Source organism: Saccharospirillum sp. (assembly GCF_040881935.1).
Taxonomy (GTDB): domain Bacteria; phylum Pseudomonadota; class Gammaproteobacteria; order Pseudomonadales; family Natronospirillaceae; genus Saccharospirillum.
Window position 1 is genome coordinate 65151 of record NZ_JBBECH010000017.1, and the last position, 12263, is coordinate 77413.

Annotated in this window: 11 protein-coding genes; 2 read left to right on the forward strand and 9 right to left on the reverse strand. The window is 58.7% G+C overall.

Going from position 1 to position 12263, the window contains the following annotated elements; all coding sequences use genetic code 11:
• Positions 1–118: 118 nt before the first annotated feature.
• The 5 genes from WEB54_RS01700 to WEB54_RS01720 all read right to left on the reverse strand — a co-directional run bounded on the left by WEB54_RS01700 (position 119) and on the right by WEB54_RS01720 (position 5615).
• Entirely contained in the window at positions 119–1003 is an 885-nt protein-coding gene (locus WEB54_RS01700) for a hypothetical protein (RefSeq protein ID WP_368052919.1), read from the reverse strand.
• A complete protein-coding gene (locus WEB54_RS01705) occupies positions 1000–2889 on the reverse strand; it encodes a hypothetical protein (RefSeq protein WP_368052920.1) in 1890 nt (629 codons plus the stop codon). Before WEB54_RS01705 ends, WEB54_RS01700 begins: the two co-directional genes overlap by 4 nt.
• A gap of 152 nt (positions 2890–3041) precedes the next feature.
• Positions 3042–3764, reverse strand: a complete 723-nt coding sequence (locus WEB54_RS01710; protein WP_368052921.1) for a hypothetical protein — start codon at positions 3762–3764, stop codon at positions 3042–3044.
• Positions 3761–4336: a hypothetical protein gene (locus WEB54_RS01715; RefSeq protein WP_368052922.1), complete on the reverse strand. Its 576-nt coding sequence runs from the start codon at positions 4334–4336 to the stop codon at positions 3761–3763. Before WEB54_RS01715 ends, WEB54_RS01710 begins: the two co-directional genes overlap by 4 nt.
• Positions 4320–5615 (reverse strand): hypothetical protein, encoded by a 1296-nt coding sequence (locus WEB54_RS01720; RefSeq protein WP_368052923.1) that lies wholly within the window; start codon positions 5613–5615, stop codon positions 4320–4322. The genes WEB54_RS01715 and WEB54_RS01720 overlap by 17 nt, the downstream gene beginning before the upstream one ends.
• Before the next feature lie 124 nt (positions 5616–5739).
• Here WEB54_RS01720 and WEB54_RS01725 point away from each other — a divergent pair, with 124 nt between their 5' ends.
• The gene (locus tag WEB54_RS01725) at positions 5740–6336 is read left to right on the forward strand and encodes a uracil-DNA glycosylase family protein (protein WP_368052924.1); all 597 of its coding nucleotides are present in this window, start codon (positions 5740–5742) and stop codon (positions 6334–6336) included.
• A 28-nt stretch (positions 6337–6364) separates the two neighbouring features.
• Here WEB54_RS01725 and WEB54_RS01730 read toward each other — a convergent pair whose 3' ends face one another.
• The 3 genes from WEB54_RS01730 to rph all read right to left on the reverse strand — a co-directional run bounded on the left by WEB54_RS01730 (position 6365) and on the right by rph (position 8792).
• Entirely contained in the window at positions 6365–7126 is a 762-nt protein-coding gene (locus WEB54_RS01730) for a substrate-binding periplasmic protein (protein WP_368052925.1), read from the reverse strand.
• Positions 7127–7202: 76 nt separating this feature from the next.
• Complete coding sequence (locus WEB54_RS01735) at positions 7203–8066, reverse strand: YicC/YloC family endoribonuclease (protein WP_368052926.1); 864 nt, start codon at positions 8064–8066, stop codon at positions 7203–7205.
• 3 nt (positions 8067–8069) lie between these two features.
• The gene (gene rph / locus WEB54_RS01740) at positions 8070–8792 is read right to left on the reverse strand and encodes a ribonuclease PH (RefSeq protein WP_368052927.1); all 723 of its coding nucleotides are present in this window, start codon (positions 8790–8792) and stop codon (positions 8070–8072) included.
• A gap of 420 nt (positions 8793–9212) precedes the next feature.
• Between rph and WEB54_RS01745 the strand changes: the two genes are divergently transcribed.
• Positions 9213–11252, forward strand: coding sequence for a M3 family metallopeptidase (locus WEB54_RS01745; protein ID WP_368052928.1), 2040 nt, complete (start codon positions 9213–9215; stop codon positions 11250–11252).
• Between the two features lie 79 nt (positions 11253–11331).
• Here WEB54_RS01745 and aroE read toward each other — a convergent pair whose 3' ends face one another.
• Entirely contained in the window at positions 11332–12141 is an 810-nt protein-coding gene (aroE, locus tag WEB54_RS01750; RefSeq protein ID WP_368052929.1) for a shikimate dehydrogenase, read from the reverse strand.
• Between the last annotated feature and the right edge of the window lie 122 nt (positions 12142–12263).

Genomic DNA, 12263 nt, shown 5'->3' on the forward strand with positions numbered 1-12263 from the left:
CGTTTTAGTCAGTTTTCCCCAACTTATAGGCACACGGTATTACAGTTGACTGAAAAGTTTGCCAGGAGTCTGTTGGATTTAGGGGTATCGATGCAAGATAGCTTCCGTGCTTTGGCGCTTATCTCCACTGTAGCCAAATAGCCTCCTGCTCAAGCGCAAGCCCGCTGCGTTGCATCACGTCCATCAGGCACTTCAATTCAGGCTCTTCCCCCGGCGTTCCTTCAAGCCCTTGCGCAGCGGCTCGAAACTCTCGTTGTGTATCCTGCCAGAGGGCGTTACTTCCAAATCGTTGCAGTTTCTGATGCCAGTCGGGCATCAGCCAGAAGCGGGCACGCGAGCCAAGCTGCTGTTTCAATCTGAGGTAGTTGAACAAGCCCACGCCGTCGTAATCCGGAAACAGGGTGACACTGATGTTCGCCTGTTGCGCTAGCCAGTCGATCAGGTGGTTGCGCAAGTGGCCGCTGTACCAGGCGAGGCTTGTGGCGTCGGTGCCTGGTAGCCAATCGGTTCGGTCGAACAGGGCCTGGTTTTCAACCAGCCAGATAGGGCTGTTGGTGCGCCAGATCTCCTCTGTCGACGGGGTAATGGCGAGCACGCCAGCACCCTGGGTTTGGGTTTGCAGATTCAGATCCAGTGTCTGGCCATGGTCATGTTGCCACACCGGATCGCCACGGGCTTTCAGCAGCAGGTAGTATTGGTCGTGCCCGTGTGTCCCGCCTTTACTGGAACGGGTGTGACCGAGGTTGGCCGCACGCCCGGGTAGGGTCTCGTCCGTTACCGTTCCGGCAAAGGGCGAGAGGTCAGCCAAGTGCTGTTCGACGATGCCCGGGTGTACCATTCGAAATACGCGCCCACGGCCACTGCGTTGTTGCTGAACCGCTCCGGTTCGCTGGCTGAAGGCATCCAGTGCGCGCTGTTGTGACACCGTCAGCGCTGAGGCGGAGACAAACCCGTCCTCCGCTTTTACCAGTTTGAGCAGGGCGGCTCTGAGCGGCGTGTTCATGGTGTCAGCTCGTCGGCGGACAGCGGTTCAAGAATTTGCCAGCTGTCCCGGCTGATGTGATTTTGGCCCTGGTGATGGTGAATCGGTACGCAGTATCGCACCGTGGTCAGTGGCGCCGGTGAGGCAAAGATCAGTGAAAAACCAAAGTCCTTCGCGGTGGCGATCAGGCTGGTCTGGTTGCGGCTGTCCAGTGCCAGGGCTTCGTCGAGGTAGCAAATGGCGTGCAGGGCATGGCGTTTGTCCTGCATCAGGTGCAGCATGGCGAGACCGGTCACCAGCTTGGCCATCAGCACGGTGCCGTTGGAGGCGGCGCTGTCGATGTCTTCAAAGGATTCGGGTTTCTGATCTTTCTTGCCCACCACGAACACAAGCCGAAACAGGTCGGCGACTTTCAGGCCCTGGCGTGCGTTGCCTTCGTTGATCAGTATCTGCTTGGCGCGGTCGAGTTTGGCGTCGTCGAGCACGCTTTGCTGATTGAACAGCTCGAAGCTGTCACCGGTGTTTACCTGATCCGCTTTGTCGATAAGCACATCGATGGCTTCGACCAGATGCGGTTCATCCTCGGCTTCGATCTTGAAGATGTTCAGGTCAGACAACTGGCGATGACCGATCAGCCGATTAAAGCTGTTCATTTTGCTCTGGAAACTCAACAGGCCATCGCGCAGTTCGCGCAAGCTGGCGGTCACGTTGACCACGGCGCTGCGGGCTTTCTTTTCGAGGGCTTCGTGTTCCTGCGGCAACTGATGGCTGAAGTCGATGATGCGCTTCAGTTCCTGATCTCTGGATTCGCTGTACTGGTATTTGGTCAGACCCCCGGCATGGAGTTCATTCAGGCCAGCATTCAGGTCGGCATTGAGCTGTTGCAAGGTGCGGCAGTCACGCTGATATTGCTGCAGATGGTCGGCCAGCTGTGCCAGCGACCAGTCCGCTTCACCCAGCCACCGGTGGTGGGGTAAGTCAATGAGGTAGCTGTATTCCTCGGCGGTATCGGCTCGGTTGTCACGCAGTTGTGTGATGCTGCGATGGTCATGCTGCAGGTCGTCCTGTTTGCGATGGACGTCGTTTAACCTGTCTTGTAGCTGAGCGCCGTGTTCTTTGGCGGTCTCCAGTTGGTGAGTCACTTCTTCCAATTCACTGGTGAAGCCCTGTTGCCGGGCCTGCCGTTCGGGTTCGCTCTGCACCAGCGTCTGTAACTGATCGAAATCGGCCAGGTCCTGCTCGCGCTGTCGGCTTTCCCGGGCCAGGGCCGATTTACGTTCCTGAGTCTGTTGTAACGATTGGGCGGCGTCGAGTTGTTGTGCCAGATCGCCGAGCTGGCGCTCTGTGTCGGCAATCTGTTCGTCGAGCTCGGCCGGAGTCAGTTGCTGGTGTTGCGGGCTGAGCTCGGTCAGGCTGAGATCGAGCCCGGCGAGCTTTAGACGGTCCGCCGAGGTGTTTGACAGCGCAGACCGCAAAGCTTGCACATCCAACTGATAGGCATCAGGCGGCAACACCAGTGCCTGACCATTGAGCGCCCGGTTGAGTCGATCCAGTTCGTCGGCAGGCAATTGCTGGCTGAGCGTCAGGTAGAGGTTGTCGTTCAGGTGCCGCTGCTGTTGTTTCAGGGTGTGCAGGCGTTGCTCCTGCTCTTTGCGGTCGCGTTCAATCACCGCCGGAGAACGGCCGTCGGCCTGGTTCAGTATGGTGATGATACGCTCCAGTTCAGCCTGAACTTGCCGGTATTCCTGTTCCAGCGCAGAACGCTCGGTGACCAGCGCAAAGCGCTGTTGCAAGGCATCCTGTTGGGTCTTTTGTTTTTCCAGATCTGTCAGTGTTGTTTGCAGATCAATTTGTCGCCGGGTTAACTGCCGGTCCCGGTCGGTCAGCGCCTGTTGCTGCTGGCCCAATGTTTCAACCTCGGCTACCAGCCGGGTCGCTTCCTGTTCATAGTGTGCCTGCCAGTGCGATAACCCGTCATCGATGCGCGGTCGCCAGTCGATAATTTTGCCGCGCAGCGTCAGACGTGCCTCGTAGTTTTGCTCCAGGGATTCAATGCGCTTTACTTGATCTCTGGCCGCCAGGTACTGGGCCCGGTCGGCATTGACGTCGTGAAAGGCCTTGTCCCACTCCTGCTTGAAGTCGATCCCGGCAGGTCGCGGCGGAATATCTGCAACAGATAGGTTTTGACTTCGGTTGAAGAGAGTTTGTCGAGCCGCAGGGTGCGGGTTAGTACCTGCTGGAACACCTTTGAGTCGGAGGCATTTTCCAGTTTAAAGACCGTAAAATCGGGCTCGACACTGCGCCGTTTCTGGTTACCGCCGTAAATCAGCCGGGCGAAGTCGGGGGCATCGTATTGAAATACCGTGCGGCCCTTGCTGGCCAGGTGGGCAATCAGTTCTGGTTGCTGAACCAGCGTGCCTTGCTCCTGGCGAAAGTCATCCAGCTTCAGTTCGCCCTTGTAGGCGAAGTAGACGTACTCGTTGCTGGCCCCCTTACCGACACAACCAAAGACCACAGTACCCGTCTGTGGCAGCACGACTTCCAGCAGAATGTAGGCGCTGTTATTGGGAAAATAGAAGGTGCGCGTTTTAGCCCAGTCGTGCGAGCCGAAATCCATGCGCCTGCGGTCGATGATTAGCAGAAACTGCAGCGCGTTGATCAGGCTGGTCTTGCCGGTGTTGTTCGGGGCGATCAGGGAAACGGCGTCGTCCAGTGGCAGTTCGGCACGCTGATAGCCAGCACTGCCTAACAGGACCAGTCGCTGAAAACCGTAGCGAATCATCGGGTGTCCTCGTCTGGCTCGTCCATTGCCGGGACGGTCGTCTCGTCCGTTAACTGTTCAGCAAGCGCTTCGAAATGGTCCAGATAGCGACAAACGGCGGGCAATAGTTGCCAGTGGCCAGCTTCACGCCGGGCAAAGCCAAAGGTTTCGGCGCGCTCCATCAGGGCCAGCAACGCGTCGACATCCAGCCCCTCAGCCTGAAGCAGCTCCTGGTGGTGTTCACCGGCGGTGGTGAACAGGGCACGGTCGATGGGCCAGTCGCTGAAGCGACTCAGCGCTTTGCCTGCGTCAGCCTGGGTGTCGAAAATCACCATAAACAGCAAGGCGAACTGGCGTGACTGCTGACTGAGCGTGGTGCTTTTTTCATCGGTATGAAACCAGGCGAAGCCGCGCCCGTCGATGCGCAGTTCATAGCCCAGTGCCTGAAACAGGGCCGCGTAGGCTTTCTGTTCCTGCTCAAGCTCAGCCCACAAAGCCGCATCGGACAGCCGGTTCAGGTGTTTGCCACTGTTAAAGTGCCTGAACAGGTCGGCCAGATGCGGCAAACGAGTCAGGTCAATGGCTTGGGTCATGGGATACCTCGTTCTGCGACGTTGCCCGGGCCTGCACATGGTGCGGATAATACCGCACCCGAACCGTTTGTAACGGGGTGCGGACTTCCTCGGCTTGCAGGCACGCCTGCCAGTCGGGCTCGCGCACCAGTTCATCGTAGAGGCGCAACAGCGTCGCGTCTTTGAGTTGCGGGTAGTGTTGTTGTAGCCAGAGCAGCAGGTTGTCGACCGGCAAGGCTCGCGCCAGTGCCTGTTTCAGACGCGGTTCATCGACCCAGTCATTCAGATCAGCCGGGTGGCCGGCCAGAGCTTCGGGAAACGCCTGCACTTTGGGTTCAAAGTGCAGGGCATCGGCCATCAGGGTTCGAACCTCGTCGCCCAGGTGCACCAGGGTGCGGCGTTCGCGTTGCCAGCCGGGCAAGGTGTTCGAGCCTGGGGCTGATCGCAGCGCAGCTTTAAGACCTCGCTTGCGCACCCGACCCAGGAGTGTACCGATCGCACTGGACAGCACATTGTGCTGGCGGGCCTCTTCACGCAGCGGCAACAAGGTGTCCGAGCACTGTTGCGCCACAATGCGCCCGAGACGACGCAGCTCCTTGGCTTGCTGGGCAACCTGGCGCAGTTGCAGCCGCTGGGTGTAGAGCGCGCCGCGAATGGCCAGTGATTCCTCGGCCCGGTCCAGTGTCTGCACCGCGAGCTTGAGATGAGGGTAGAAGGTACCGCCGAGGCCGCTGTCCATCATTTCGTTCATCGGTTCGACATACTGATCATAGGCATCCAGAACGTCACGGTAGCGCCGTGCGATGGGCATGGATGCATCGCTTGCCTTGGCTTTTTCGGCCAGTTCCAGAATGGCATGGCGGTCGGCATCCAACTGCCGTGTGATTTGCCGAAACAAATCCGACAAGCGCGCGGCCCCGGTGCGTACGCTGTCCATATCCTGCTGGTCGACGCCCTCGGCCAATAGCGCGGTCGCCTCACGAACTGCCTCCACACGGGCTTTGAGCACCGCCGACAAACCCAATTCATGCTCACGGGTCAGGCCGCGCACAAAATCCAGCACCAGCGGGTTGATCTGCCAGTCGTCGGTGCGGCTTAATGGCTGCAACAGTTCAGCGGTGCACAGTGAGCGCAGAATGGCCGCCGGCTCGGTGGCATCGTCGCTGGCGGTAAAGTGTTCAATAACGGCCAGCAGGTGCGGCGGCTCAAATGCTGGCAAGTCGCGCGACTGCCGGCACAGGGTTTCGATGATGTCCCAGTGACGATGCAGTTGAAAAATCAGGCTTTTGGGTGAAGCCATGCGACGTCAATCCTGTGAATACGAATGAAAGTTGCCCAATTATGCCAGAGAAGGAGACATGCTGTATGTTGGTGGCGGAGACAACGATTGGATCGCTGGCCCTGGCCTGCTAAGGAATTTAACCATGGTTGCGACTGAATTCGACGCCCTGCTAACCCGCATCCACGCCTGCCAGACGTGCGCCCGGCACCTGTCGCTTGAGCCCCGGCCCATTCTGCAGGCCGACCCCAGGGCTACCATACTGATCGCGGGTCAGGCCCCGGGGATCCGCACCCATGGCGCGGGCATTCCCTTTGATGACGCCAGCGGGGACCGGTTACGCCGTTGGTTGGGCGTAGACCGGGAAACCTTCTATAACCCAGCCCACTTTGCGATTGTACCCATGGGGTTTTGTTACCCTGGCAAAGGGTCTGGTGGCGATGCACCGCCCCGGCCAGAATGTGCCGAGCAATGGCATGCGCCGCTGCTTGAAGCCTTGCCTAATATCCAACTGACCCTGGTGCTGGGCCGGTATGCACTGGCCTATCACCTGCCACAATACCGGCGCAGCACAGTTACAGAGGCGGTTCGCCAGTGGGAGAAGCTCTGGCCCCGGTACCTGCCTTTGCCGCACCCCAGCCCGAGGAATCAGGCCTGGTTCAAGCGCAATGCCTGGTTTGAGGCTGAGCTGTTGCCCGAACTCAGAGACCGGGTCAGCCGATTGACCTCGCCGCCGGGTTAGTGCATTCAGCCAGGCCCCGTGACCGACATTAACGGTACCCGGCTACAATACGATCTGCGCTGTCGTTAAAGTCGGGTGAACGTAACACCTCGTCGATACGCTCGATCAGCATGCGGGTTTCGGGGTGGCTACGGCGCAGACCGACATGAAACGGGATGCGGGCATTGGGTATGAAGTCTACCGGATGGTAGGCAATTTGGCCTGCATACCCAAGGCGGCGAGCGATGGCGACGGCCTGCTCCGGAGGCATTACCAGAAAGTCACCCGTCTGGCGGCGTGCCAGCAGGTGCATCATGGTATCTAACTGCCCCACCAGAATGGTCTTCAGGCTGAACGGAATATTGTCCCGCTCCCACTCGACGCCCTGCTGGCCGATGAAAACCAGACCTTCAAGATCATCAAAGCTTTGTGCCGATTCGAGTCGTTCACGCTGGGGGTGGTCGCTGCGGTACACCAGATAGCCAAAATCGATGTTGTACACTGGCGTTTCACTGAACAGCGCATAATCTCTGCGTTCTGTGGAGGGATAGGTCACAAAACCATCGATTTCCCCGGTCGCCACCCAGCGCTGCATCCGTATCCAGGGGCCGGCACTCATCGACAATGACTCACCGGGCAGCCGATCAAACAGTTCCCTGGTCAACTCGGGAAGTATGCCCCAGGCATCCTGCTGCCCGCCATCACTGACTGGGGCTTCTTTTTCGGCAAACCCAAACAGCCAGTCGGCCGCCATTGCCGGCGCCAGGGCAGTGCCCAGACCGAATCCCAATGCGAACAGAAACGTACGCAAACAGCTCCGAAACCACCCTGATAATTGGTTGGCGAATGAATCACGATCACGGCTTATCATGGGAACACTTGCCTCACTACTCGATATTCTGCACCTGCTCACGCATCTGTTCGATCAACACTTTCAAATCGACCGAGGCCTGGGTAACCCTACTGTTCGTGGCCTTGGAGCCCAGGGTATTGGCCTCGCGGTTGAATTCCTGCATCAGGAAGTCGAGCCGGCGGCCGATGGCGCCTTTCTGTTTGAGAATATGGCGAACTTCACGGGTGTGGGTGATCAGGCGGTCGAGCTCTTCGGCGACGTCGGCTTTTTGGGCCAATATGACCACTTCCTGTTCCAGCCTGTCAGCGTCGAGCTCGACCTGCAATTGCGCCGCTTTGGCGTTCAGAGAGTCACGGAAGCTGGCGACCCAGCCGGGCATCTCTTCACGCATCACCTCGACGATGGCGTCGATTTCATCGAGCCGATCGCTGATCATCTTGCCCAGTTCCTGACCCTCGCGACGCCGATGCGCCATAAAATCGGTCAGGGCGGCGTCGAACAGACTGCGCATGGCGGTAAATACCACTTCCATATCCACCGCTTCCGCGGCGAGAATGCCGGGGTACTGCAACAGCGCCAGGGCATCCGGCATCGGGCTGTCGGCGACGTTGTCGCGTACCTTGTGCAGGGCGGCGTTCAGGGCTTGCAGCCGTGCGACGTTGACATCCAGCCCGGCACTGGCCTGGTTCGGGTAAAAGCGTAACTGAACGTCGACCTTACCGCGCTTGACCTGTCTTTTAAGCGCCTCTCGCAACGGTATTTCTACCGGTTTCAACGTATCGGGCTGGCGGAAGGTCGGCTCCAGGTAGCGGTGGTTTACCGAGCGAATCTCGACCGACAGGGTACCGAAGGCGGTGTCTTCCTCGCGCCGGGCGAAAGCGGTCATGCTGTCGGTCATGGCTCAGGCCTCCGGGTTTAGCGCGATTTTCTGGAGTTCGCACAATTCGGCAACGCCCTTGCGAGCCAGCGCCAGCATGGCGTTGAGTTCGTCCGGCTGGAAGGGTTCGCCTTCGGCGGTGCCCTGAATTTCGATGAAACCGCCATCGCCGGTCATGATGACGTTCAGGTCGGTGTCGCAGGTGCTGTCTTCAGCGTAGTCCAGATCCAGCACCGGGGTGTTCTGCCAGATGCCGACCGAGACGGCGGCAATAGGGTGTTTGATCGGGCTGGTTTTGATCATGCCTTTGTCGAGCATGTACTGAACGGCATCGGTCAGGGCAACAAAAGCACCGGTAATGGCGGCGGTGCGGGTGCCGCCGTCGGCCTGAATCACATCGCAGTCGAGGGTGATACTGTGCTCGCCGAGCGCTGTCATATCAATGGCCGCCCGCAGGGAACGACCAATCAGACGGCCAATCTCCACGGTGCGTCCGCCCTGCTTTCCGCGCGCCGCTTCGCGCTGATTACGAGAGCCCGTAGCGCGTGGCAACATGCCGTATTCAGCGGTGACCCAGCCCTGGCCTTTGCCCTTCAGAAAGCGCGGTACGCTGGCCTCGACACTGGCAGTGACGATGACCTGGGTATCACCAAAACTGACCAGCACCGAGCCTTCAGCGTGCTTGGTGAAACCGCGTTGAATGCTGACAGGGCGAAGTTGATCGGGAGTACGACCGCTTGGGCGCATAGGGTAAAGCCTTTAACTGGTTGATGAACCCGACAGTATAGAGGTCGGGCCTGCTTCTGCACACCGTATCAGCCACAGTCTTGGGGCGCCTTTATTGGGCCCATCCAGGTTCCCCGCCAGGCATAACCGGTTAGCATGGCGGCATCGCTAGCGACGCCAACAAAATCAGCACTTGTTTCGCCGCGCTCGAACCCCAAACTCAGATAAACAGTAGTCGGGGCCCTGGCAGGGGCCCATACTAAACCGATCAGGATCAGTACCAGCGCATCGGAAAGCCATCGTGGGTGACGCCACAGAGCGCGAGGCAATGAAGTCATACGTCGGTTATACGACGTTTTGTGACCATTTGGCGACACCGCGATGACCGCACGGGCCAACCCATCGTACTGATCCTTCAAGACTCTACAAAAGGACACCACCATGACCAACCCTTTGCTCGAACCGCATGAATTACCACCCTTTGAGCAGTTTCGGGCGGACCAGATCGTTCCAGCCATGACCGACATCATCGACACCAGCAAAGCGCGGATCAATGCGCTGGTTGAGTCCGTCACCGAGCCAAGCTGGGATACCCTGATCGAACCGATCAGTGAACTGGACGAACGGCTCGACAACGCCTGGGCTGTTTTTGGCCATCTGACTGGCGTTAAGGATTCTCCTGAATTGCGCGAAGCCTACAGCCAGGCGCTGGCGTTACTGACCGATTACCAAAGCTGGCTCGGGCAACACGACGGGTTATTCAAGGCGTATCAGCAGATTGCGCAGCGGGATGACTTCAGCTCGCTCTCTACGGCGCAAAAAGCCGCCATCGAACAGGCCCTGCGCGATTTCCGCCTGTCCGGCATCGACCTGAACGACAACGATAAAAAAGCCTTCGCGACGCTGCAGTCAGAGTTGGCCCAATTGCAGCAACGGTTCAGCGAACACCTGCTCGACGCCACCCAGGCCTGGTCGCTGCACATTACCGACGAAGCACGGCTGTCCGGGTTACCGGCTTCAGCCAAGGCTACGTTGGCGCAATACGCCCGGCAAAAAGACAAGACAGGCTGGCTGGTGACACTGGAAATGCCGTCGGTGCTCCCGGTGCTGACCTATGCCGACGACCGCGAGCTGCGTCGGGAAACCTACCTGGCCCATGTCACCCGCGCCTCGGACGCAGGCCCGCACGGCGGTGTCTACGACAATGGCCCGGAGATGACCGACATTTTGACCAAACGCCATGCAGCCGCACAACTGCTGGGCTATACCAACCACGCCGAAGTGTCTCTGGCAACCAAGATGGCCGACTCACCGGCTGCGGTGCTAGATTTTCTGTATCAACTGGCCGAAAAAGCCATCCCCCAGGCCAAACGCGAGTATGAGGAACTGGTCGCCTTCGCCCGCGATGAACTGGGCATGACCGACGAACTGGAACCCTGGGACATCAGCTACGCCAGTGAAAAACTCAAGGAACGCCGCTATGCAGTCTCCCAGGAGGAGCTCAAACCCTATTTCCCCGCGCCCCGGGTGATTCAGGGTCTGTTCGAGACAGCACACCGGCTGTTTGACGTCTCGTTTGAGCAAGTAACCGAGTTTGAGACTTACCACCCGGATGTTCAGCTCTACAACGTTCTGGAAAATGGCGAGGTCGTGGCCCGCTTTTACATGGACCTGTACGCCCGTGAAGGCAAGCGCGGCGGCGCCTGGATGGATGAATGCCGCAAACGTGTCCGCATCGGGGGCACTTTGCAGAAGCCGGTCGCCTACCTGACCTGTAACTTCACGCCACCGGTCGACGACAAACCCTCACTGCTGACGCACGACGAAGTAACCACCCTGTTCCACGAATTTGGCCACAGTTTGCACCACATGCTCACCCGGGTAGACGTGGGTGACGTCAGCGGCATCAGCGGTGTTGCCTGGGATGCGGTCGAATTGCCCAGTCAGTTTTTGGAAAACTGGTGCTGGGAGCCCGAAGCGCTGGCCTTTATTTCCGGTCACGTCGACACCGGCGAACCCCTGCCCGCCGACCTGCTTGAAAAAATGCTGGCCGCAAAGAACTTCCAGTCGGCCATGGCCGCCGCGCGTCAGCTACAGTTCTCGCTGTTCGACATGAAACTGCACAGCAAGACCGAGGGCTTTATGGTGAACGATGTGCAGGCGGTACTGGACCAGGCGCGATCCGAGGTGTCGGTCATCAAGACCCTGCCGGAGAACCGTTTCCAGCACAGCTTTGGCCACATCTTCGCCGGTGGGTACTCAGCCGGATACTACAGCTATAAATGGGCCGAAGTGCTCAGTGCCGATGCCTACAGCCGCTTTGAGGAAGAAGGCATTTTCAACGCCGAGACCGGCAAGGCGTTTCGTGAGGTGATTCTGGCCAACGGCGGCAGTGAACCCGCGGCTGACCTGTTCAAACGATTCCGTGGGCGCGAGCCCAATGTCGATGCGTTGCTTCGCCACAGCGGCATTGCCGCCTGATCCTGACCTGCTATCGCACCGAGCCAGTCTGACCTTCGCCCCTGGTTGAGGTTCAGACTGGCTACTCGCCCGATGCGCATCAAGCCAATTCGGTCCGCAACTGTTCCAGTACCGGCACACTGTCGGGTCGCACCCCGCGCCATAATTCAAAACTGACGGCCGCCTGGCCCACCAGCATGCCCAGTCCATCGGAGCATTGTCCGGCACCCTGTTCGCGTGCCCAGCGGTTAAAGGCGGTTTCACCCTTACTGTAGATCATGTCATAACAGTGGGTATCGTGCTTGAGCAGCCCTTCTGGCAAAGGGGGTAAGTTGCCGGACAACCCGGCTGAGGTACCATTGATTACCAGATCAAAACGGCCGCTGAGTTCATCGAAAGCACTGGGTGATATTTCCGGGAAATCGTCAGTCAGTTCTTCGGCCTTGGCCAGGGTGCGGTTTGCCAGCACCAGGGTGGCCGGGTTACGCGACAACAGGGTTTCCAAAACCCCCCGCACCGCACCACCGGCGCCCAGAATCAGCACATTGCGATCGGCAATGCGCCACTTGAGCAAGGTTTCCAAATCAAAAACCAGACCTTCACCATCGGTGGTATCGCCCAGAATCCGGCCATCCGGTTGTTTGACCAGAGTGTTAACGGCGCGGGCCCGTTTGGCGCGCTCGGTGAGATCATCGGCGAAGTCATGCGCATCCTGCTTGAATGGCGCAGTAATGTTAAAACCCCGATAACCATCACGAAACATCTGCCAGACCCGGGTTTCAAAACTGGTGACCGGTAACTCGATGGCCTCGTATTCCAGTGCTTCTCCGGTTTGCCGGGCAAAAGCGGCATGAATAGCCGGAGACAGGCTGTGCTTGATTGGGTGGCCCAGTACCGCATAACGGTCCATAGATGATCCTTAGTAATGGGTGAAGTTCGAAATTCTGGCATACGCCCGCCGCGCGCTGATTGAAACGATAATTTGGAGAAAAAACAAGCGCTCCGGGGACCCTCCCGGTACCAGGTCGTGAA